We start from the raw sequence: 20828 nt of genomic DNA, 5'->3' as shown, positions 1-20828 counted from the left end.
GGATCAGCGCTGGACGACGATGGGTTTGAGGTGCAGCGCTGAAGGCAGGCCTTGCGCCGCCTGGAGCGCTTCCTGGCGGGTGGCGAACGGGCCGGTGAACAGGCGATGCACGGCGCCGCCCTGCACGACTTCCAGCCCATTCAATCCCTTGCCGGACAATTTGCTGCGCACCGCTTCGGCGTTCTCGGCGCGCGAATAGGCGCCCAGCTGCAGATAGAAGCCGCCGCTGGCGGTGCTGGCGGCCAGCGTTTCCGCATTGGCCGGCGCGCGGTCGGCCAGCATCAACGATTCCGCCTCGGACGATGCCGCAGCCGGCATGGCCTTCGGCGCCAACACCAGCGGCTCGCCGCTCAACGTGGTCGAGGGCGTGAGCAGCAGCGGACCACCACCCAATCCACCCGACGACGCCTGCCGCGACGACGACTGCGACTGCAGGCGCGGCGACACCGTGCCCGAAACGCCAGCCCGCGTGGCCAGCATGCGGTCCACTTCATCCGGCAGGATGCGTTCGATCTGGAGTTCGTGGCTGCCCTTGCCCAGCAAGCCCAGTTTGAGCGCCGCCGTGTACGACACGTCGATGGCGCGGTTGGCGTGGAACGGGCCGCGGTCGTTGATGCGCACGATGACCACCGCGCCGCTCACCAGGTTGGTCAAGCGCGCATAGGAGGGAATCGGCAGCGTCGGATGCGCGGCCGTCATCTTGTACATGTCGTAGATTTCGCCCGACGAGGTGCGCTGGCCGTGGAACTTCTTGCCGTACCAGCTGCCGATGCCGATCTGCGTGAACGGCTGGTTGCCGGTGATCGGCGTGTAGGTTTTGCCGAAGACGACGTAGGGCCGGTTGGAGTACGGCAGCAGCGGATCGTTGCGCACGTCGGCATCCGGCACGTCGGCCAGGTTGGCCGGCGGCGCGTCGCCGGGGCCGTCGTCCTGGTAGTAGCCGCCGCGTCCCGAATTCGCCGGCGGCAGCACCGGCAGGCCGGCGTCCGGCTTGGCGTTGGACGGCGCCTTGATCACCGGCTTGGATGTGCGGGGCGTCTTGGACAGCGTGCCGGTGTCGGTGACCGTCGGCGCGGTGCCGCAGCCGACCAGCGCCAGCATGGCCAGCGCGGTGCAGACATTCAAAATACGGCTACGGTTCATACGCATCACTTCATCCTTACGGTTTTTTCCGCGCCGGCGGCACTGGCTGCGCGGTCTGCGGCGCGGCTGCCGGAACAGGCGCGGTTGGCGCAGCTGGTGCTGCTGGTGCTGCCGGCGGCGCCGGCGCGACGGGAGCGGCCGGCGCGCGCCGTTCGAATTCGGCCGTTGCGGCCTGCTCTTCCAGTGTCTGCCCTTCGACCGGCAGCACCGTCTCGGCATCTTCCTTCGGCACCTTGGTGGTGTCTTTTTCGGCCGGGCGTTTGCCCAGCAGGTAGTAGTCCAGCGCCTTGCGGGCGATGGGCGCCGCTTCCGCGCCGCCTTTGCCGGCGTTTTCCACCACCAGCGCCAGCACGATGCGCGGCTTGTCCGCCGGCGCGAAGGCCGTGAACAGCGCGTTGTCGCGCAGGCGCTCGGCCAGCCTGGCGGCGTTGTACTTCTCGCCGGAGCGGATCGTGATCACCTGCGCGGTGCCGGTCTTGCCGCCCACCGTGTAGCCGGCGCCGGCGAAGGCGCGCGCGCCGGTGCCTCCCGCTTCGCTGGTCACGCCGACCATGGCATTTTTTACAAAGTCGATATTCTCCTGTTTCAGCGGAATCCGATAACTCTCCTTGGGCACCGTCAGCGTGCGGGAGCGCGTCTTGCTGTCCTCGACGATCTTGACCAGGTGCGGCTTCATCACCACGCCGTTGTTGGCCAGGTTGGCCACCGCGTGCGCGATCTGCAAAGGCGTGTAGGCGTTGTAACCGGAACCGTTGCTGACCGAGATGGTATCACCACCCACCCACTTCCCCGCCGCACCCTTGAACCGCTTGCGCTTCCAGTCCTGCGACGGCAGCACGCCGGTCTTTTCGTTTTCCAGGTCGATGCCGGTCTGCTGGCCGAAGCCGAAGGGCTTCATGAAATCGTGGATGGCGTCGATGCCCATGTCGTGGCCCAGCGCGTAGTAGTAGGTGTTGCAGGAGACGACGATGGACTTGTGCATGTCCACCGATCCGTGGCCGCCGACCACGTCGTCGCGGAACTGGTGGCCGCCGAGGTAGTAGTAGCCAGGATCGTAGGTCACCTGGCTCGGCGTGCGCTTGCCCAATTCCAGCGCGGCCAGCGCCATGAAGGGCTTGAAGGTGGAACCCGGCGCGTAGGTGCCGGACAGCGGACGGTTCACCATCGGCCGGTCCAGCGAGGTATTGAGGTCGTTCCAGCTTTGCGCATCGATGCCGTCGACGAACAGGTTAGGATCGTAGCCGGGCCGCGACACGTAAGCCAGGATGTCGCCGGTGGACGGCTCGATCGCCACCAGCGCGCCACGCCGCTCCCCGAAGGCTTCCTCCACCACTTTTTGCAGCTCGATGTCGATCGACAGGATCAGGTTACTGCCGGCCACCGCCGGCGTGCGCGACAAGGTGCGGATGGCGCGGCCGCCCGCCGATACTTCCACTTCCTCGTAACCGGTGGTGCCGTGCAGCTGCTTCTCGTAGCTTTTCTCCAGGCCTTCCTTGCCGATATGGTCGGTGCCCTTGTAGTTGGCGGCATCGTCGGTGTCCTCGATGGCATTGGCCTCGGCGCGGCTCACTCGGCCGATAAAGCCGATCACGTGCGACGCCGTCTCGCCCAGCGGATACTGGCGGAACAGGCGCGCCTGCACCTCCACGCCGGGAAAGCGGAAACGCTGCGCCGAGAAGCGCGCCACCTCCTCGTCGGTGAGGCGGGTGCGCAGCGGCACGCTTTCGAAGCCCCTGGATTCCTCCAACAGCTTCTTGAAGCGCTTGCGGTCCTTGACCTCGATCTCGATCAGCTTGGACAGCTCGTCGATGGTTTCGTCCAGCGTCATGGTCAGCTTGGACGGCGTGATCTCCAGCGTGAAAGCCGAGTAGTTGCGCGCCAGGACCACGCCGTTGCGGTCCAAAATCAGGCCGCGATTGGGCACGATGGGCACGATGGCGATGCGGTTCTCCTCCGCCTTGACGGCGAAGTCGTTGTACTTGACCACCTGCAGCCAGATGAAGCGCGCCAGCAGCAGGCCGAAACACAGGAACACCATCGCGCCCAGCACCGTGATGCGGGTGCGGAACTGCTGGAGCTCGCGCTCCGTATCCTTAATCTCCATCATGCCGCCGCTCCCCAGGCGCGAGCCGCCGCGCCGCCGCGCACACTGCGGCTATGGTGCTGGATGCTCATCAGGATGCCGCCGCCCAGGCCCAGCGTCATCAGCGCCGTGCCGCCGTAGCTCATGAACGGCAGCGGCACGCCGACCACCGGCACGATGCCGCTGACCATGCCCATGTTGACGAAAGCGTAGGTGAAGTAAATCATGGTGATGGAGCCGGCCAGCAGGCGCGTGAAGAAGGTGGAAGCGTTGACCGCGATATTCAGCCCGCGCACGATCAGCAGCAGGTACAGCACCAGCAGCACCAGGTTGCCGGCCAGGCCGAACTCCTCGGAAAACACGGCGAAGATAAAGTCGGTGGTGCGTTCGGGGATGAATTCCAGGTGGGCCTGGGTGCCGTGCGTCCAGCCCTTGCCGGACACGCCGCCCGAACCGATGGCGATCATCGACTGGATGATGTGGAAGCCCTTGCCCAGCGGGTCGTGATAGGGATCGATTAGCGTCAGCACGCGGTCGCGCTGGTAGTCGTGCATGACGGCCCACAGCACCGGCAGGCCGGCGCACGCCGCAGCGCCCAGCGCCGCCATGGCCTTCCACGACAGGCCGCCGAGGAAGATCACGCAGGCGCCGGCCGCCACCACCAGCATCGCCGTGCCCAGGTCGGGCTGGCGCGCGATCAGGCCGACCGGTATCGCCAGCAGCAGCGCCGCTACCAGGTAGGAATGCCAGCGCAGCTGCCCCTGCTGCCGCTGGAAGAACCACGCCATCATCAGCGGCATGGCGATCTTCATGAATTCGGACGGCTGCACCTGCACGCCGTAGGTGAGCCAGCGGCGCGAGCCGCCCTTGATGGTGCCCACCAGCGCCACCGCCACCAGCAGCGCCACGCCCAGCGCGTAGGCCGGCACGGCGACGCGCATCATCATCTGCGGCGGCGTGTTCGCCGCCATCCACATCACCAGGAAAGCCATGCAGATATTGCGCAGCTGGTCCGTCACCTTGCCCGGAATCGCGATGCCGGCCGAGTACAGCGTGACCAGCCCCACCGACAGCAGCATCAGCATAATGACGGCCAGCTGCGCGTCGAACACGGCGAAATGAGGCCTTACCCGCTGCCACAGCGGGCGTCCGTCCTGCAGCCGCATCAGGTTTGCACCAGTTTGCGGTGGCGCTGTATGCTCATCAGGATGCCCGCGCCCAGGCCCAGCGTCAGCAGCGCGGTGCCGCCGTAGCTCATGAACGGCAGCGGCACGCCGACCACCGGCAGGATGCCGCTGACCATGCCCATGTTGACGAAGGCGTAGGTGAAGTAAATCATCGTGATGGCGCCGGCCAGCAGGCGGGTGAAGAAGTTGGGCGCGTTCCCGGCGATCATCAGGCCGCGGCCGATCAGCAGCAGGTACAGGAACATCAGCACCAGGTTGCCGGTCAGGCCGAACTCCTCGGAGAACACGGCGAAGATAAAGTCGGTGGTGCGTTCGGGGATGAACTCCAGGTGCGCCTGTGTGCCATGGGTCCAGCCCTTGCCGGTCATGCCGCCCGAGCCCACCGCGATGGTGGACTGGATGATGTGGAAGCCCTTGCCCAGCGGGTCGGAGGTGGGATCGATCAGCGTCATCACGCGCTCGCGCTGGTAGTCGTGCAGCACCGACCAGATCACCGGCAGGCTGGCGGCGCCCGCCACGAACAGCGCGATCAGCGCCTTCCACGCCAGGCCGGCCAGGAAGATCACGCAGAAGCCGGCGGCCACCACCAGCAAGGCGGTACCCAGGTCCGGCTGCTTGACGATCAGCCCGACCGGGATCGCCAGCAGCACGGCGGCGATGCCGTAGTCCTGCCAGCGCAAATGGCCGGCGCGCTGCTGGAAGAACCAGGCCAGCATCAGCGGCATGGCGATCTTCATGAATTCGGACGGCTGGATGTCGACGCCCACGTGCAGCCAGCGCCGCGCGCCCAGCTTGATGGTGCCGAACAGCGCCACGCCGATCAGCAGCGCCACCGCGATCACATAGGCCGGCACGGCGATGCGCATCATCATCTGCGGCGTGACGTTGGCCACGAACCACATCACCACGAAGGCCAAGAAGATGTTGCGCAGCTGGTCCTCCACCTTGCCGGGAATGCCAATGCCGGCCGAGTACAGCGTCACCAGGCCCACCGACAGCAGCGCGCAGATGATCAGCATCAGCGGCAGGTCGAACACGGTGAAGTAAGGGCGAAGGCGGCGCCCCAGGGAACGCCTTTCGTTGATGCGCATGCGGATCCTTTATTCCTTGTTGCCGGGAGTTTCGGCGCCCGGCTTTTTGTCGTCGCTGACGCCCTGTTCGGCCTGGACGTCCTGCACGGAGCGCAGCTCGGCATCCTCCTTCGGCACGCGGGTGGTTTCCTTTTCGTTCGGGCGTTTGCCCAGCAGGTAGTAGTCCAGCGCCTTGCGCACGATGGGCGCGGCCACGCCGGCGCCGAAGCCGCCGTTCTCCACCACCACGGCGATGGCGATGCGCGGCTTGTCGGCCGGGGCGAAGGCGGTGTAGAGCGCGTTGTCGCGCAGGCGTTCGGCGATCAGGTTGGCGTTGTACTTCTCGTTCTTCTTGATCGCCACCAGCTGCGCGGTGCCGGTCTTGCCGCCCGAGGTGTAGCCGGCGCCGGCGAAGGCGCGCGCCGCCGTGCCGCCGGTGGTCACGCCCACCATGGCGTTCTTGACGATGTCGATGTGCTCCTGCTTGAGCGCGATGCGGTAGCTTTCCTTGGGCACCGTCAGCTTGCGCGCGCGGGTGACGCTGTCCTCGATGATCTTGACCAGGTGCGGCTTCATCACGATGCCGTTATTGGCCAGGTTCGATACCGCGTGCGCCATCTGCAAGGGCGTGTAGCTGTTAAAGCCGTTGCCGATGGCGATGGAGATGGTGTCGCCGCCCACCCACTTCTGCGCCGCCGGATTCTTCTTGAAACGGTTGCGCTTCCATTCCCTGGACGGCAGCACGCCCTGCTTCTCGTGTTCCAGGTCGATGCCGGTGATCTGGCCGAAGCCGAACGGTTTCATGAAGTCGGTGATGGCGTCGATGCCCATGTCGTTACCGAGCATGTAGTAGTAGGTGTCGCAGGATTCCACGATGGATTTGTACATGTCCACCGTGCCGTGGCCGCCCGGTTTATCGTCGCGGAACTTGTGGCCGCCCAGCGTGAACGAACCCGGATCGAAGATGGTCTGGCCCGGCGTGCGCTTGCCCAGCTCCAGCGCGGCCAGCGCCATGAAGGGCTTGAAGGTGGAACCCGGCGGATAGGTGCCCGACAGCGGCCGGTTCACCATCGGCTTGTCCAGCGAGGTATTGAGGTCGTTCCAGCTTTGCGAGTCGATGCCGTCAACGAACAGGTTGGGGTCGTAGCCGGGGCGCGAGACGTAGGCCAGGATGTCGCCCGTCTCAGGCTCGATGGCGACCAGCGCGCCGCGCCATTCGCCGAAGGCTTCCTCGATCACCTTCTGCAGCTCGATGTCGATCGACAGTATCAGGTTGCTGCCCGGCGTGGCGGCCGTGCGCGACAAGGTGCGGATGGCGCGGCCGCCGGCCGACTTCTCCACCTCCTCGTAGCCGGTGATGCCGTGCAGCTGCTTCTCGTAGCTTTTCTCCAGGCCTTCCTTGCCGATATGGTCGGTGCCGTTGTAGTTGGCGGCGTCCTCGGTGTCGGCGATGGCCTTGGCCTCGGTGGTGTTGATGCGGCCGATGTAGCCGATCACGTGCGAGGCGATCTCGCCCAGCGGGTACTGGCGGAACAGGCGGGCCTGCACCTCCACGCCGGGGAAGCGGAAGCGCTGCGCCGAGAAGCGCGCCACTTCCTCATCGGTCAGGCGGGTGCGCAGCGGCACGCTCTCGAAACCCTTGGATTCCTCCAGCAGCTTCTTGAAGCGCTTGCGGTCCTTGGTCTCCACCGTGATCAATTTGGACAGCTCGTCGATCGTCTCGTCCAGCGTGGCGCTCAGTTTGGACGGCGTGATCTCCAGCGTGAAGGCCGAGTAGTTGCGCGCCAGGACCACGCCGTTGCGGTCCAAAATCAGGCCGCGATTCGGCTCGATCGGGACGATGGCGATGCGGTTCTCTTCGGCCTGGGCGACGTAGTCGCTATGCTTGTATATCTGCAGCCAGATGAAGCGCGCCAGCAGCGCGGCGAAGCAGAAGAACACCATCGCGCCCAGCACCGTCAGGCGCAGGCGGAACTGGTGCAGCTCGCGTTGGTTGTCCTTGAGTTCAGTCATGGTGCTCAGTCACTGCCCGACCGGGGCATCAGATCGGGCGGGTGTGGTCGCGGTCGACCGCGCGGCGCTGGGGCGCCAGCAGCAGCCAGGTCGCCAGCGGCCACAGGGCCACGGCGATCACGCTTTCGACAAAGTAGAACCAGCCGGGGAATTTGCCGGACACGAAGAAGCGCACGATCAGCTGCACCGATTGCGCCATCAGCAGCAGCGGGAACACGTGCATGGCCTGCGTCAGCAGCGGGAACCACAGCACCCGGCGGTGCAGCATGATCGCGAAGTAGGACAGCAGCGTGTAGGCCAGCGCGTTCTCGCCCAGCAGCGTGGAGTCATGCACGTCCATCAGCAGGCCAAGGAAGAAGGCGGTGCCGATGCCGACCTTGCGCGGCTGGTGCACGCCCCAGAACACCAGCACCAGCGCCACGAAGTCCGGCACGCCGATGAAGTTCCCCCAGGGGAGCAGGTTCAGTAGAAACGCGCAGAACAGGCTGAAGGCGATGAACAGTGGGCTGACCGGCAGCAGAATATAGTGGGGACGGTTCATCGTGCCGGTTCCTTCGGTGTGGTGGCTGCCGGCGCAGGCTGGGCGGCTGCGGCGGCCGGTGCTGCATTGGGCGCGGCGCCCGGCGTGGCGGCGGCGGCCGGCGCAGGCTTGGGCGCGGGCGGCGGCATCACCGGCATCAGGCCGGGCGGGCCGGCCGGTGCAGGCGCGGGCGCGGCGCCGGCGGGCGCCGGATCGACGCCCTCTTTCGGCGCCTCCTTGATCGGCGCCATCTTGTTGTTGTGCTTCTTGGGCGTGCGCGCCTCTTCATCCGGCGGACGCGGAGGCATCTCCGGCGTCGACATCAGGATCAGCAGCTGCGTGTTGTTGGAGATGCCGCCCAGCGGCTGGCACACCACGCCGCCGAACGATCCGGCCGCGCTGTTTTCCACCTGGCTCACGCGCGCCACCGCCAGGCCGGCCGGGTAGACGCCGTCCAGGCCCGAGGTGACGACGATGTCGCCCACCTGGATGTCCGCGTTCGGCGCCGTGAAGCGCAGCTCCAGCGCGCCGGACTTGCCGCGGCCGTAGGCCACGCTGCGCAAGCCGTTGCGCAGCAGCTGCACGGGAATGGCCTGCTCCTTGTCGGTCAGCAGCGTCACTTCGGAGGTAAAGGGGAACACGCGCGTGACCTGGCCGACCACGCCCTGGTTGTCGATCACCGGCAGGCCGAGGGCCACGCCCTGCTGGGTGCCTCGGTCGAGGATCACCTTGCGGCTGTTGACGTCGCGCGCGTCGTACAGTATCTCGGCCAGCATGGATTTGACCGGCAGATGCTCGCGCGCGTCCATCAGGCGGCGCAGCTGGTTGTTCTCGGCAGTCTGGAGCTGGGCCTGTTGCAGCACCAGCGCGCCGGCGATCTGCTGGCGTTTGAGCTCGCGCACCTGCTTTTCCAGCGACGACAAGGTGGAGAAATAATCGCCGACACCGTAGATGGCGTCGCGCGGCAGCAGGGCCGCCATTTGCAGCGGATACAGCACGGTGCCCGCTACCTTGCGCACCGTGGCCAGCGTGTGCATGCGTGAATCGACCAGCAGCAGTGCAATCGAAATGCACGCGAACACCGTCATCTTGACGCGGGCGGAGGCGCCTTGCTTGAAAAGTGGCGGAGGACTATATTCCATGACTTCCAATAATCCGGCGCTCGCGCGCCAACGAGACTGTCAACTCATCCCAATGCATCGGGGCCGCTGTTTCGCGGCCCCGTCTTGTCAGATCATTCGTAGGAGAAGATCGAGCCCAGTTGGTCCATCCGCTCCAGCGCCATGCCGGAGCCGCGCACCACGCAGGTCAGCGGGTCTTCCGCCACCAGCACCGGCAGGCCGGTTTCCTCCATCAGCAGGCGATCCAGGTCGCGCAGCAGCGCGCCGCCGCCGGTCAGCATCATGCCTTTTTCCGCGATGTCGGCGCCCAGTTCCGGCGGCGTCTGTTCCAGCGCGTTCTTCACGGCCGAGACGATGTTGTTCAGCGGGTCGGTCAGCGCTTCCAGGATCTCGTTGGACGAAATCGTGAACGAGCGCGGGATGCCTTCGGACAGGTTGCGGCCCTTGACTTCCATCTCCTTCACTTCCGAACCAGGGAAGGCCGAACCGATGGCCTTCTTGATCGCTTCCGCGGTCTGTTCGCCGATCAGCATGCCGTAGTTACGGCGGATGTAGTTGACGATGGCTTCGTCGAACTTGTCGCCGCCCACGCGCACCGAACCCTTGTACACCATGCCGCCCAGCGAGATGATGCCCACCTCGGTGGTGCCGCCGCCGATGTCGACCACCATCGAACCGGTGGCGTCCGACACCGGCAGGCCGGCGCCGATTGCCGCCGCCATCGGCTCTTCGATCAGGTAGACCTGCGAGGCGCCGGCGCCCAGCGCCGATTCGCGGATCGCGCGGCGCTCGACCTGGGTCGAGCCGCACGGCACGCAGATGATGATGCGCGGCGAGGGACGGAAGAATTTGGAGTCGTGCACCATGCGGATGAACTGCTTGAGCATCTGCTCGGTGACGGTGAAGTCGGCGATCACGCCGTCTTTCATCGGGCGGATCGCCTCGATGTTGCCCGGGACCTTGCCCAGCATCTGTTTTGCTTCTTTACCGACCGCCTGGATCGTCTTCTTGCCGTTGGGGCCGCCTTCCTGGCGGATCGCGACTACCGAAGGTTCATCCAGGACGATGCCCTGGCCGCGAACGTAGATCAGAGTGTTGGCCGTGCCCAAGTCGATGGCCAGATCGGTGGAAATATACCTGCGTAAAAAACCAAACATGTGTGTCCTGTGGCGCTACTGGTGTGCGCGTAAGCCGTTAGAAAGAAATCCTGTGGTGAGGCGGCGGCTGCAATGATTCGGCGCCGGCAACGCATCAACCCGCCATTCTACCTTATAATTTGAATGCGATTTGCCGAAAATCCCGCCAAAAGTGTATCGGTTGAGTCCGCGAATTAAGCGGTAATCCTTTGCTTTTGCCAGCGAAAAGGCAGAATTTCCAGTTTTTTATCAATATTACAATTAAACCTCGCGCGGCCCGTCCGCGCCATTCGCCATGTCCCTGACCCTATCCGACGTAACCCGCATTGCCAAACTGGCACAACTTGAGATGAGCGAGCAGCAGACCGCCACGGCGCTGGATCAATTGAATGGCATTTTCGCGCTGGCCGAGCAGATGCAGGCGGTCGATACCGAAGGCGTCGCTCCGCTGAGCCATCCGCTGGCGGCGCACATGAACAACATCGCCCTGCGCCTGCGCGAAGACGTGGCCACCGAGGCCAATCGCCGCGAGGACTACCAGGCCGTCGCGCCCAAGACCCAGGACGGCCTGTACCTGGTGCCGAAAGTGATCGAATAAGAACGCCGCCGACCTCCCGACGCCTTCCCGATCACCGAATCTGAATTGAAACGCCATGCACACCAAAACCATTAAAGAGCTGTCCGCTCTGCTGCAAAGCAAAGCCATCACCGCCACCGAACTGGCCACGCACTTCCTCGACCGCATCGAAAAGAGCGACCTGAACGCCTTCCTGCACGTGGACCGCGCGCTGACCCTGGCGCAGGCCGCCGAGGCGGACGCCCGCATCGCCGCCGGCACCGCCACGCCGCTGACCGGCGTGCCGATCGCTCACAAGGACATCTTCGTCACCCGCGACTGGCGCTCGACCGCCGGCTCGAAAATGCTGGCCAACTACGTCAGCCCGTTCGACGCCACCGTGGTGGAGAAGTTCCGCGCGGCCGGCATGGTCACGCTGGGCAAATTGAACTGCGACGAATTCGCCATGGGCTCGGCCAACGAGAACTCGGCCTTCGGCGCGGTGAAGAACCCGTGGGACAAGAACGCCGTGCCAGGCGGCTCGTCGGGCGGTTCCGCCGCCGCCGTGGCCGCGCGCCTGGCGCCTGCCGTCACCGGCACCGACACCGGCGGCTCGATCCGCCAGCCGGCCGCCTTCTGCGGCATCACCGGCATCAAGCCGACCTACGGCCGCGTGTCGCGCTTCGGCATGATCGCCTTCGCCTCGTCGCTGGACCAGGGCGGCCCGATGGCGCAAACCGCCGAGGACTGCGCGCTGCTGCTCAACGCCATGGCCGGCTTCGACGAACGCGACTCGACCTCGCTCACGCCTGAAATGGGCGGCATCGACGAGGACTACACCCGCGAACTGGGCCAGCCGCTGGCGGGCCTGCGCATCGGCGTGCCGAAGGAGTACTTCGGCGAAGGCCTGGCCAAGGACGTGGAGGACGCCGTGCGCGCCGCGCTGGCCAAGTACGTCGAAATGGGCGCGACCCTGGTCGACATCTCGCTGCCGAACACCGCGCTGTCGATCCCGGCCTACTACATGATCGCGCCGGCCGAAGCCTCGTCCAACCTGTCGCGCTTCGACGGCGTGCGCTACGGCCACCGCGCCGCCGAGTACAAGGACCTGTCGGACATGTACCGCAAGACCCGCGCCGAAGGCTTCGGCGCGGAGGTCAAGCGCCGCATCATGGTCGGCACCTATGTGCTGTGCCACGGCTACTACGACGCCTACTACCTCAAGGCGCAGAAGATCCGCCGCCTGATCGCGCAGGATTTCGAAGCGGTGCTCAACGGCCCGAACGCCGTCTGCGACGTCATCATGGGACCGGTCGCGCCGACCGTGGCCTGGGACCTGGGCGACAAGTCCGACGACCCGGTGGCCGCCTACCTGGCCGACATCTACACGCTGTCCACCAGCCTGGCCGGCCTGCCCGGCATGTCGATCCCGGTCGGCTTCGGCGCCAAGAACCGTCCCGTGGGCCTGCAGATCATCGGCAAGCATTTCGGCGAAGCGAAGCTGCTGAACGTCGCCCACCAGTACCAGCTGGCGACCGACTGGCACACCCGCGCACCTGCCGGCATCTAACACACCAAATACAGCGAGAACAATATGGAATGGGAAGTCGTCATCGGTCTTGAGAACCACGTGCAGCTCACGACCGAATCTAAAATTTTCAGCGGATCGCCGATCAAGTTCGGCGCTGAACCCAACACGCAGGCCAGCCCCGTGGACCTGGCGCTGCCAGGCGTGCTGCCGGTGATGAACAAGCAGGCGGTGGACCGCGCGATCCGCTTCGGCCTGGCCGTGGGCGCGAAGATCGCGCCGGCGTCCATCTTCGCCCGCAAGAACTACTTCTATCCCGACCTGCCGAAGGGCTACCAGATCAGCCAATTCGAAGACCCGGTGGTCATCGGCGGCGCGCTGACCTTCGGCTACGAGAAGGACGGCGAATTCGTCACCAAGACCGTCAACCTGACGCGCGCCCACCTGGAAGAAGACGCCGGCAAATCGCTGCACGAAGACTACGCAGGCATGAGCGGCATCGACTTGAACCGCGCCGGCACGCCGCTGCTGGAAATCGTCTCCGAGCCTGAGATCCGCAGCGCGGCGGAAGCCGTGGCCTACGCCAAGGCGCTGCACTCGCTGGTGATGTGGCTGGGCGTCTGCGACGGCAATATGCAGGAAGGCTCGTTCCGCTGCGACGTCAACGTCTCCGTGCGTCCGAAGGGCCAGAAGGAATTCGGCACCCGCTGCGAAATCAAGAACCTGAACTCGTTCCGCTTCATCGAGGAAGCGGTGCACGTCGAAGTGCGCCGCCAGATCGAATTGATCGAAGACGGCGGCAAGGTGGTGCAAGCGACGCGCCTGTACGACCCGGATCGCAAAGAGACGCGCGAAATGCGCAGCAAAGAAGACGCGCAGGACTACCGCTACTTCCCGGACCCGGACCTGCCGCCGCTGGTCATCTCCGACGAGTGGATCGCCAAGGTGAAAGCCTCGATGCCGGAGCTGCCGGGCGCTATGCGCGAACGCTTCGTCAGCGAATACGCCCTGCCGGAATATGACTCGCTGGTGCTGACCGCCTCGAAAGCGATGGCGACCTACTTCGTCGCCGTGGTGGAAAAAGCCGGCAAGGAAAACGCCAAGGCCGCCGCCAACTGGCTGATGGGCGACGTGTCGTCGACCTTGAACCGCGAAGGCGTGGACATCGCCGACGCGCCGGTCTCGCCGGCGCAGCTGGCGCTGATGTTGAAGCGCATCGCCGACGGCACCATCAACAACAAGACCGCGAAAGAACTGTTCGGCGACATGTGGGCGGCCAAGTCGTCCGACGACAACCTGGTCGACGTGCTGATCGACACCAAGGGCCTGAAGCAGATCTCCGACACCGGCGCGCTGGAAGCGATCGTCAACGACGTCATCGCGGCCAACGAGAAATCGGTGGAGCAGTACCGCGCCGGCAAGGAAGCGGCGATCAACTCGCTGATCGGCCAGGCGATGAAAGCCTCGCGCGGCAAAGCCAACCCGGCGCAGCTGACCGAGCTGCTGAAGGCCAAACTGGCCGGCTGACAGCCATATCCCTGAAAAGCCGTCTGCCCGAACGCGCTCAAGACCGCGTTCGGTGCAGACGGTTTTTTTTCGTCCCTTGCCCGTCCGTGAGAATGCGCGAGTATTCACGGATCGCAAACTGCTATCCTGTTCAACCTTACGACTGAAAACAAATTCAATGACCGATACGAGAATACGCCTGGCGGTTCCTGAAGACGCAGCAGCCATCGCCGCGATGGCCGTGGCGCTGACCGAAGAAATATCCCAGCGTCTGGGCGTGAAGACGTTCAACCTGGAGCTGCAAAAGACGGCCAGTTTGTGCCACGCACTGCTGCGCGAGGAAAAATACCTCGCACTGATCGCCATCGCGGAAGGCGAAGCGATAGGTTTCGTCGGCATCTCCGAAGGCCGCGCGCTGTACGCGGAAGGCGCCCTGGCGACCATGCAGGAATTCTTCGTCTCCCCGCCCTTCCGCGCCAACGGCGTCGGCGGCCAGCTGCTGAACGCCGCCGCCGAACTGGCGCGCAAGCGGCGCTGGAACCGCCTGGAAGTGTGCACGCCGCCGTTGCCGGAATTCGACCGCAGCCTGGCCTTCTACGAACGCCATGGCTTCGAAGTCACCGGCGGCCGCAAGATGAAACGCCTTTTCACCGAAGCCCAATGAGAAGACAGATTACCCTGCTGGCGTTGATGGTGTCCGCGCTGGCCCACGCCGACACCATCGATTGGCCGCTGAGTTACGAAGGCCAGTCCACCAATGCCTTCATCTGGGACAAGCGCGCCAAGCCGCTGATCCAGACGCGCGTGCCGTCCAAGTTGTCCAGGGACGTCATGGACGGATTGGGTGGACCGCCGGACCCGGTGTTCGTGGTGGATAAGCGCTACGTCAGCGCATCGGCATGCGTGGCACACGCCTGCCCGGAAAAGGGCTTCTTCTGGATCGACACCCAGACCGGCCAGGGATTGGGCGCGGACATCTACGACGGCGCGCTGCGGCTGGGTTCCAACAGCCTGTCCGCGGCACAGATTCCGACTGCGGCCCGGCGCGCGCTGATCGACTGGACGAGCGCCAACAACATCACCGTGACCAGTGTCGAATTCATCGACCGCAGCGGCGCCAGCACCAGCATCGACGCCGCGCAATTCAAGGCTGCGCCGCATTTCGAGCCGGTGGCCGGAGGACCATCCTACGACTGCAAAGCCGCCGCCACGCGGGTGGAGAAAGCCATCTGCGCCGACGGCGAACTGGCCAAGCAGGACCTGGCGCTGGCCAAGCTGCTCAAGGAAATCCGCCAGGGGAACGACACCATCGCCGCCCGCAACGAGCTGCGCGACTTCCAGCGCAAATGGCTGAAAGAACGCGATGCCACCTGCGGCGCAGCCACCGACATCAACACGTGCCTGGGCAAGCAATACCAGTCCCAGAACGAGCGTCTGATGAACTGGAAACCAACGCATTAAGCATTGCCAACATCGGGGTCAAGTCTGACATTCGGACACGAGCTCTGCCGTTCTCCCCGACCAGTTGCGGCGCGGCGGGCGCCGTTTCCGCCGGCGCCAGCACCAGGCCCTTGTTTCCTGACGCAGCGGATGCAGGAGCGCCTGGCGGAGCTCACCCGCGTCGCGTGCGCCCTGCACGACACTCTACTGCAAAGCACACAGGCGCCGCTCATGTCATTCGATATGCACAGCCGCCACCTGAAGGAAGGCACGCAGGAACGCGCTGGAGCTAACGCTGGAGCACTTCGGCAAGGGACTGGCCGAACATCGCTCGCACGCCTTCGATATGAAGATCAACGGCACACCGAGGCAATTACGCCCCCATGTGCACGAAGATATCTACGCCATCGGCCGCGAGGCGCTGTTCAACGCCTCGCGCTACGCGGGCGCCGGCCGGATCGAACTTGAGCTGGAATACGGCGCCGGTGCCTTCGTCACCCGCATCCGCGACAACGACTGCGGCTTGGACGAATCGGTCGCCGCAACCGGCCACCGGCCCGGCCACCGGGGCCTGACGGGCATGCGCGAGCGCGCCCACGGCATCGGCGCCAACCTGAAAATCGACAGCAAACCAGGTGCCGGCACGCAAATTACAGTGACGGTTCCCGGCAAGACGGCTCACTGAGCAGCCGCCACCCATGCCGGGCGGCTGGCTAGTATGATGTGGACATGAGCACTCCTCCCTCCCCGCCGACGCAGCGCCTGATCGACATGGTTCGCACCTCCGCGGAGCTGATGGTCGCGCTGTCGGCCGCCCGCAGCCTGGGCCTGGGCAGCTGGTGCATCGGCGCTGGCGCGGTGCGCACGCTGGTGTGGGATGCGCTGCACGGCCACGAAAGCCCCACGCCGCTGGCCGACGTCGACCTGGTCTACTTCGCCCCGGAGGCGCCGCCGCAGCGCGACGCCGAACTGGAAGCGCAGCTGCGCCTGGCCATGCCGGGGCTGGAATGGGAGGTGACCAACCAGGCCCACGTCCACACATGGTTCAAGCGCGAATTCGGACGTGAGGTCGCGCCGCTGTTGTCGCTGGAAGAAGGCGTGGCGACGTGGCCGGAGTATGCGACCTGCGTCGGCGTTTCGCTGAACGCGGACGACACCATCCTCGTAGTGGCGCCGCATGGGCTGGAAGATCTGTTCGGGCTGCGCGTGCGCCACAATCCCGCGCGCGCCGACGCCGACACCTACCGGCGCCGCATCGCCTCCAAGCGCTTTGCGCAACGCTGGCCGCTGCTGGCTATCGAGTCACTCCAGTAGCGCGGCGATCGCCAGCGGCGTGCTGCCGGTGACGATCTGCCCCGCTTCGGGCAACGCGGCGAAGCGATAGACGAACACCCTGAAGCCGGCGGCCACGTCGCCCGTGAAGGCTGGCCCCTCTTTCGCGGCCAGCGCAGTGACTGCGCCGCCGGCCGGATGGAACTGCACCTGCGACGTGTCGCTCTTCGGATACGAGAACTGCACGCCGGCGCAGCTCTTCCCTGCGGCCTCGCCCGAGTAGCGCAGATAGGCCAGCAGCTGGTCGCAGGCGGTGCGCAGGTCGGCGGCCGCGTAGACGCCATCCGGCCGCGTCACGATGGAGACCCAGGCGCCGGACTTGAGCTGCCCCGCCTTGCGGTTCACGGTCAGCTCAGCGTTGTCGTCATACGCCGCCTTGGAGAACGGGAACACGGCGCGCCCCAGCGCATCGAGCGGCAGCGCCACATGCGTCGTCTTGCTGTTGAGCGTCAGCCGCAGGCCGTCCATCGACACGCTCTTGTCGCGCGGACGTATCCGGAAGTGATTCTGCAAAAACTGTTTGGGCTTGCCGTACTTCTCAAACCAGATCATCTGGCGGTAGGCGTCGCGATACTCGATCCAGTCGGTGTCCTCCTGCGCGCAGGCGAACGCCGGCAGCAGGGCAAGACAGAGTAGGAGGAGTTTGAACATGCCGCTTAAAACCGGTAAGCCAGTCCGCTGGACCACGTGATGAAATTACGGCGTTCGACAAAGGGCGCTTCGGCCGGCCCGCTGCCCAGCCGCGACACCGTCACCGAGCTGTTGATGAGCCACTTGCTGCTCAAAGCCCAGTTCCAGTTGACGCCAGCGCTCACCGACATCACGCCGGCGGAGGGACGGTAGTCGCGCACGCCGCCGGTGGCGGTGCGCACTTCATACAACTCGCGCATCACGGGATCGCTGGCCAGCGATACGCCGGCCGACAGCGTCACCGTATGATGCGGCGCCGGCGAAGGCAGCGTTTTCTGCAGGCCGACCTGGCCACGGAAGCCACGCGCGCTGGTGTCGTACATCAGGTTCGACGTCACGCGCGCCTCTTCGCCAAGGTAGTAGTTGAAGAATCCGCCCGCATCCAGCGAGCCCCTGACCGGATGCGTGCCGCGCAGGCGCCTGCTGTCGCCAGGGTTGCGTGTATCGCTGCCGAAGATCAGCGGCCCATATTCCACGCCAGCCGTTTCGGACAAGTGCATGCCGGCCACGCCGTTGGCCGACACAAAAATACCGTTGCTCCACTGGACCTGGAACAGCGGCCGCAGGATCACCGGGCGCGTCTCGCCCTCCGCCGCCGCCGTCCTGGTGGTGAAGGCCAGCCCCGCGTACATATCCTTGCTCCCATCGGGCATCATCAACTCGGTGGTGTTTTCGGCCAGCGCCGGAGCGCACGCGGCCAGCAGCAAAAGTAGCGGGGATAGCTTATTCATGTATTCCTTAAAAATCGAAACGCACGCCCAGGGCGCAACGATCCGTTTTGGCGGTGAAGCCGTCGTGTTCAAGTTTATTGGTGTGCTCCAGTTCCAGCTGCAGCGCCACGTCCTTGGTGATCAGGTAGGACGCGCCCACGCTCAAGTACAAGCCGGTCTTGTTCACCGATTCGCCGGCCGGAGCATCCTTGCCGCTGACATCCAGCTTCAGGCGGCCCTGCCCGATTCCCGCCTTGCCGAACAAGGACCAGTCCTCGCTCAGCTTCCACGTGCCACGCGCCGCCAGATAGGCGGTGCTGACGCGTGCCTTGAGCTGGTAGCCGGGACTCAGATCGAAGGCAGTCGAGCCGCCGTCGGCGCGGTAGCCGGCTTCCAGCGCCCACACCGGCGACAGATCATATCCCGCAAATAGACCGAATGGCGTCGCCTTCCTGGCCGCACTGCGCTCGGTCGTCACGCCCTTCTCGCTGAATCTGATATTGCCGTTGGTCTGGGGGCTGACATTGGCGCCGACATACAGCCCTTCGGCATGGGCCATCGAGCTTGCAGCAAGAGCGACAAAAACAGTACAAATAATTTTATTCATATTCGGATTCCAGGTTGAAGTAGGAGCCTCCAATGTTAGGCACCCACGGCCGCGGAATCCGCCTCGATCTGTCGTTCAATTGTCCTCAATTTGTAGGCGCCATTTGTATAGAAAGTGTACGAATGTGTACCTGATTGTCGAAAATGCCACTTCGGCGCCGCGCTCCACTACAATACCCACGAAATGGAGGTGCGATGCAGCGTGTAATGCTGGTGGAGGACGATGCGCGGCTTGCCGCGCTGGTCAAGGAATACCTGGACGAATACGATTACGCGGTCGACGTAGTGACACGCGGAGATCGCGCGCTTGAGCATTTCCGCGATACCCGGCCGGACCTGGTGATACTCGACCTGACGCTGCCCGGCGTCGACGGCCTGGTGGTGTGCCGTCAGTTGCGCCAGCTCAGCGCCGTGCCTATCCTGATCCTGACCGCGCGCGAGGACAGCTTCGACGAAGTCTCCGGCCTCGAACAGGGCGCCGACGACTACGTCAACAAGCCGGTGCAACCGCGTGTGCTGCTGGCCCGCCTGCGCGCATTGCAGCGGCGCGGCAACGGCGCCGCCAGCAGCGACATCGTCATCGGCCAACTGCGCATCTCGCGCGAGAACCGCGCGGTCCACTGGCGCGGAAATGAAGTGGCGATGAACAGCGCCGAGTTCAAACTGTTCGTCATCCTGGCCGGCGCCTCCGGCAAGGTCATGTCGCGCAACGACATCCTGGTCAAGATGCGCGGCATCGAATTCGACGGCCTCGATCGCAGCATCGACAACTGCATCTCCCGCCTGCGCCGCAAGTTCGGCGACGGCGGCGCGGAGCGCATCAAGACTGTCTGGGGCGAAGGCTATCTGCTCAGCCCCTCGGCCTGGGAATGAACCGGCTCTTCTGGCGCTTCGCGTTGCTGATCGTGCTGGCCGTCACGCTGGCCACCTGCGCGATCTATTTCACCTTCGGCCGCCTGTTCGGCGATCCGCTGGAGGAGATCGCACGCCGCCAGGCGGCCGGCCAGATATTCCTGCTGGAGCAGTACATCGACAAGGCGCCCGCCGACGAATGGCTGCCGCGCCTGAACAAGGTGCGCGAGGTATCCGAGGCCACGCTGGAACTGCAGCCGCTGAAAACTGCGCTGGCGACGCTGCCCTCCTCCAAACGCGACCAGCTCCTGCAAGGCGCGGTGGTGATCGACGTCGGCGGCAAGGCCTTCTACCGCCGCGTCGACACGGCCGGCGCGCGCTACATCGGCAGCGACGACGACGTGATCCACGCCCAGCGCCTTCCCATCGACATCGGCCAGGCGCTGGGCATGGAGGCCATCCGCTTCGGCGTGATCGCGCTGTTCCTGCTGGTGCCGATAGGCTGGTGGTCGCGCCGGCACTGGCGCGGTTTGCTGGAGCTGTCGAAGGTGGCCGACGATTTCGGCCGGGGCGACCTGGCGGCGCGGGCCGAGGTGCGGCCGGCGTCCAGCATCGCGCCGCTGGCCGGCCGCATCAACGACATGGCCGGGCGTATCGGCTCGCTGATGGAGGCGCGCAAGAACCTGCTGCATTCGGTGTCGCATGAACTGCGCACGCCGATCGCGCGGCTGGAGTTCGGCCTGGAGCTGCTGCGCGATCGCCACGCGGCCGACGATCCAGCGCTGCAAAAGCGCATCGCGGCGATGGAGACCGATGTCGAGGAATTGAAAACGCTGGTCAACGAGCTGCTTAGCCTGACGCAGCTCGACCAGGCGCAGTCCATGCCGCGCCAGTCGTTCGCGCTGGCGCCTCTGCTGCTGGAGTGCGCGCCGCCCGCCCCCTTGCGCCAGCAGTTCAGCGCCGGCATCCCCATCGACCTGGGAGAACTGCAAGGCGACGCCCGCCTGCTGGCGCGCGCGGTCAACAACCTGCTGGGGAACGCGGCCAAGTACGCGGCCGAGCAAATCGTGCTGTCCGCCGCGCGCGACGGCGGTGCGGTGCGCATCACTGTGGAGGACGACGGCCCCGGCATCCCGCCCGAGGCGCGCGAGCGCGTGTTCGAACCGTTCTACCGGCTGCAACGCGAACACGATTACGCCGCCAGCGGCTACGGCCTGGGTCTGGCCATCACCGCCAAAGCCGTCCAACTGCACGGCGGCGCCATCGCCATCGACGATTCCCCACTGGGCGGTGCGCGCTTCATCATCACTTTATAGACAGCTCTGTCTACGCAAT

General features: G+C 65.3%; 20 protein-coding genes. 9 read left to right on the top strand and 11 right to left on the bottom strand.

All coding sequences use genetic code 11. The features are described 5' to 3' along the window. Nucleotides 1–3: 3 nt before the first annotated feature. The 8 genes from AC07WS_RS25550 to AC07WS_RS25515 form a co-directional block, all read right to left on the bottom strand. The gene (locus AC07WS_RS25550) at nucleotides 4–1149 is read right to left on the bottom strand and encodes a septal ring lytic transglycosylase RlpA family protein (RefSeq protein ID WP_494731766.1); all 1146 of its coding nucleotides are present in this window, start codon (nucleotides 1147–1149) and stop codon (nucleotides 4–6) included. A 10-nt stretch (nucleotides 1150–1159) separates the two neighbouring features. Further along, nucleotides 1160–3250, bottom strand: a complete 2091-nt coding sequence (mrdA, locus tag AC07WS_RS25545; RefSeq protein WP_494731765.1) for a penicillin-binding protein 2 — start codon at nucleotides 3248–3250, stop codon at nucleotides 1160–1162. Beyond that, nucleotides 3247–4392, bottom strand: a complete 1146-nt coding sequence (rodA, locus tag AC07WS_RS25540) for a rod shape-determining protein RodA (RefSeq protein ID WP_494731764.1) — start codon at nucleotides 4390–4392, stop codon at nucleotides 3247–3249. The genes mrdA (AC07WS_RS25545) and rodA (AC07WS_RS25540) overlap by 4 nt, the downstream gene beginning before the upstream one ends. Continuing rightward, nucleotides 4392–5504: a rod shape-determining protein RodA gene (gene rodA / locus AC07WS_RS25535; RefSeq protein ID WP_494731763.1), complete on the bottom strand. Its 1113-nt coding sequence runs from the start codon at nucleotides 5502–5504 to the stop codon at nucleotides 4392–4394. The genes rodA (AC07WS_RS25540) and rodA (AC07WS_RS25535) overlap by 1 nt, the downstream gene beginning before the upstream one ends. A 9-nt stretch (nucleotides 5505–5513) precedes the next feature. Next, nucleotides 5514–7496 carry a penicillin-binding protein 2 gene (mrdA, locus tag AC07WS_RS25530; RefSeq protein ID WP_494731762.1) on the bottom strand — a complete coding sequence of 661 codons (1983 nt, stop codon included), beginning with the start codon at nucleotides 7494–7496 and terminating at the stop codon, nucleotides 5514–5516. A gap of 28 nt (nucleotides 7497–7524) precedes the next feature. After that, nucleotides 7525–8037: a rod shape-determining protein MreD gene (gene mreD, locus AC07WS_RS25525; RefSeq protein ID WP_008445012.1), complete on the bottom strand. Its 513-nt coding sequence runs from the start codon at nucleotides 8035–8037 to the stop codon at nucleotides 7525–7527. Then, the gene (gene mreC / locus AC07WS_RS25520) at nucleotides 8034–9158 is read right to left on the bottom strand and encodes a rod shape-determining protein MreC (RefSeq protein WP_494731761.1); all 1125 of its coding nucleotides are present in this window, start codon (nucleotides 9156–9158) and stop codon (nucleotides 8034–8036) included. Before mreC ends, mreD begins: the two co-directional genes overlap by 4 nt. A gap of 92 nt (nucleotides 9159–9250) precedes the next feature. After that, complete coding sequence (locus tag AC07WS_RS25515; RefSeq protein ID WP_008445008.1) at nucleotides 9251–10294, bottom strand: rod shape-determining protein; 1044 nt, start codon at nucleotides 10292–10294, stop codon at nucleotides 9251–9253. A 274-nt stretch (nucleotides 10295–10568) separates the two neighbouring features. On the opposite strand from AC07WS_RS25515, the gene gatC reads away from it, so the two are divergent. The 7 genes from gatC to AC07WS_RS25480 all read left to right on the top strand — a co-directional run bounded on the left by gatC (nucleotide 10569) and on the right by AC07WS_RS25480 (nucleotide 16617). Further along, the gene (gene gatC / locus AC07WS_RS25510; RefSeq protein ID WP_117013317.1) at nucleotides 10569–10871 is read left to right on the top strand and encodes an Asp-tRNA(Asn)/Glu-tRNA(Gln) amidotransferase subunit GatC; all 303 of its coding nucleotides are present in this window, start codon (nucleotides 10569–10571) and stop codon (nucleotides 10869–10871) included. Nucleotides 10872–10926: 55 nt separating this feature from the next. Further along, entirely contained in the window at nucleotides 10927–12399 is a 1473-nt protein-coding gene (gene gatA, locus AC07WS_RS25505) for an Asp-tRNA(Asn)/Glu-tRNA(Gln) amidotransferase subunit GatA (protein ID WP_117012827.1), read from the top strand. A 24-nt stretch (nucleotides 12400–12423) separates the two neighbouring features. After that, on the top strand, nucleotides 12424–13884 hold the full coding sequence (gene gatB, locus AC07WS_RS25500) for an Asp-tRNA(Asn)/Glu-tRNA(Gln) amidotransferase subunit GatB (RefSeq protein WP_117012826.1): 1461 nt from the start codon (nucleotides 12424–12426) through the stop codon (nucleotides 13882–13884). A gap of 157 nt (nucleotides 13885–14041) precedes the next feature. Beyond that, nucleotides 14042–14527 carry a GNAT family N-acetyltransferase gene (locus AC07WS_RS25495; RefSeq protein WP_494731760.1) on the top strand — a complete coding sequence of 162 codons (486 nt, stop codon included), beginning with the start codon at nucleotides 14042–14044 and terminating at the stop codon, nucleotides 14525–14527. Further along, nucleotides 14524–15324, top strand: coding sequence for a lysozyme inhibitor LprI family protein (locus AC07WS_RS25490; RefSeq protein ID WP_494731759.1), 801 nt, complete (start codon nucleotides 14524–14526; stop codon nucleotides 15322–15324). The genes AC07WS_RS25495 and AC07WS_RS25490 overlap by 4 nt, the downstream gene beginning before the upstream one ends. A gap of 364 nt (nucleotides 15325–15688) precedes the next feature. After that, nucleotides 15689–15988, top strand: coding sequence for a sensor histidine kinase (locus AC07WS_RS25485; protein WP_494731758.1), 300 nt, complete (start codon nucleotides 15689–15691; stop codon nucleotides 15986–15988). Between the two features lie 44 nt (nucleotides 15989–16032). Beyond that, on the top strand, nucleotides 16033–16617 hold the full coding sequence (locus AC07WS_RS25480) for a nucleotidyltransferase family protein (RefSeq protein ID WP_494731757.1): 585 nt from the start codon (nucleotides 16033–16035) through the stop codon (nucleotides 16615–16617). Here the strand turns inward: AC07WS_RS25480 and AC07WS_RS25475 are convergent. Genes AC07WS_RS25475 through AC07WS_RS25465 form a run of 3 tightly spaced genes read right to left on the bottom strand, consistent with a single transcriptional unit; the run spans nucleotide 16606 to nucleotide 18642 of the window. Next, nucleotides 16606–17286: a hypothetical protein gene (locus AC07WS_RS25475; RefSeq protein ID WP_494731756.1), complete on the bottom strand. Its 681-nt coding sequence runs from the start codon at nucleotides 17284–17286 to the stop codon at nucleotides 16606–16608. The genes AC07WS_RS25480 and AC07WS_RS25475 overlap by 12 nt on opposite strands. Before the next feature lie 5 nt (nucleotides 17287–17291). Continuing rightward, entirely contained in the window at nucleotides 17292–18056 is a 765-nt protein-coding gene (locus AC07WS_RS25470) for a MipA/OmpV family protein (RefSeq protein WP_494731755.1), read from the bottom strand. 7 nt (nucleotides 18057–18063) lie between these two features. Continuing rightward, nucleotides 18064–18642, bottom strand: coding sequence for a porin family protein (locus AC07WS_RS25465; RefSeq protein ID WP_494731754.1), 579 nt, complete (start codon nucleotides 18640–18642; stop codon nucleotides 18064–18066). Nucleotides 18643–18836: 194 nt separating this feature from the next. On the opposite strand from AC07WS_RS25465, the gene AC07WS_RS25460 reads away from it, so the two are divergent. Together AC07WS_RS25460 and AC07WS_RS25455 are read left to right on the top strand one after the other, a co-directional pair. Beyond that, complete coding sequence (locus AC07WS_RS25460; RefSeq protein ID WP_494731753.1) at nucleotides 18837–19514, top strand: response regulator; 678 nt, start codon at nucleotides 18837–18839, stop codon at nucleotides 19512–19514. After that, a complete protein-coding gene (locus AC07WS_RS25455; RefSeq protein ID WP_494731752.1) occupies nucleotides 19511–20809 on the top strand; it encodes an ATP-binding protein in 1299 nt (432 codons plus the stop codon). The genes AC07WS_RS25460 and AC07WS_RS25455 overlap by 4 nt, the downstream gene beginning before the upstream one ends. Nucleotides 20810–20828 lie beyond the last annotated feature (19 nt).

The sequence above is a fragment of the Duganella sp. GW821-FHT01E12 genome, assembly GCF_059422325.1.
Note: the sequence above shows the minus strand (reverse complement) of the source record. Positions and strands in the feature narration are given on the sequence as shown.

Excerpts from the sequence above, each read along its gene's own strand:
- AC07WS_RS25465 (WP_494731754.1), bottom strand. The coding sequence starts at position 18,642 with ATGAATAAAATTATTTGTACTGTTTTTGTCGCTCTTGCTGCAAGCTCG.
- AC07WS_RS25550 (WP_494731766.1), bottom strand. The coding sequence starts at position 1,149 with ATGCGTATGAACCGTAGCCGTATTTTGAATGTCTGCACCGCGCTGGCC.
- AC07WS_RS25480 (WP_494731757.1), top strand. The coding sequence starts at position 16,033 with ATGAGCACTCCTCCCTCCCCGCCGACGCAGCGCCTGATCGACATGGTT.
- gatC (WP_117013317.1), top strand. The coding sequence starts at position 10,569 with ATGTCCCTGACCCTATCCGACGTAACCCGCATTGCCAAACTGGCACAA.
- rodA (WP_494731764.1), bottom strand. The coding sequence starts at position 4,392 with ATGCGGCTGCAGGACGGACGCCCGCTGTGGCAGCGGGTAAGGCCTCAT.
- mrdA (WP_494731762.1), bottom strand. The coding sequence starts at position 7,496 with ATGACTGAACTCAAGGACAACCAACGCGAGCTGCACCAGTTCCGCCTG.
- AC07WS_RS25490 (WP_494731759.1), top strand. The coding sequence starts at position 14,524 with ATGAGAAGACAGATTACCCTGCTGGCGTTGATGGTGTCCGCGCTGGCC.
- AC07WS_RS25470 (WP_494731755.1), bottom strand. The coding sequence starts at position 18,056 with ATGAATAAGCTATCCCCGCTACTTTTGCTGCTGGCCGCGTGCGCTCCG.
- AC07WS_RS25495 (WP_494731760.1), top strand. The coding sequence starts at position 14,042 with ATGACCGATACGAGAATACGCCTGGCGGTTCCTGAAGACGCAGCAGCC.
- gatB (WP_117012826.1), top strand. The coding sequence starts at position 12,424 with ATGGAATGGGAAGTCGTCATCGGTCTTGAGAACCACGTGCAGCTCACG.
- AC07WS_RS25475 (WP_494731756.1), bottom strand. The coding sequence starts at position 17,286 with ATGTTCAAACTCCTCCTACTCTGTCTTGCCCTGCTGCCGGCGTTCGCC.
- mreD (WP_008445012.1), bottom strand. The coding sequence starts at position 8,037 with ATGAACCGTCCCCACTATATTCTGCTGCCGGTCAGCCCACTGTTCATC.
- AC07WS_RS25515 (WP_008445008.1), bottom strand. The coding sequence starts at position 10,294 with ATGTTTGGTTTTTTACGCAGGTATATTTCCACCGATCTGGCCATCGAC.
- gatA (WP_117012827.1), top strand. The coding sequence starts at position 10,927 with ATGCACACCAAAACCATTAAAGAGCTGTCCGCTCTGCTGCAAAGCAAA.
- AC07WS_RS25460 (WP_494731753.1), top strand. The coding sequence starts at position 18,837 with ATGCAGCGTGTAATGCTGGTGGAGGACGATGCGCGGCTTGCCGCGCTG.
- AC07WS_RS25455 (WP_494731752.1), top strand. The coding sequence starts at position 19,511 with ATGAACCGGCTCTTCTGGCGCTTCGCGTTGCTGATCGTGCTGGCCGTC.
- mrdA (WP_494731765.1), bottom strand. The coding sequence starts at position 3,250 with ATGATGGAGATTAAGGATACGGAGCGCGAGCTCCAGCAGTTCCGCACC.
- rodA (WP_494731763.1), bottom strand. The coding sequence starts at position 5,504 with ATGCGCATCAACGAAAGGCGTTCCCTGGGGCGCCGCCTTCGCCCTTAC.
- mreC (WP_494731761.1), bottom strand. The coding sequence starts at position 9,158 with ATGGAATATAGTCCTCCGCCACTTTTCAAGCAAGGCGCCTCCGCCCGC.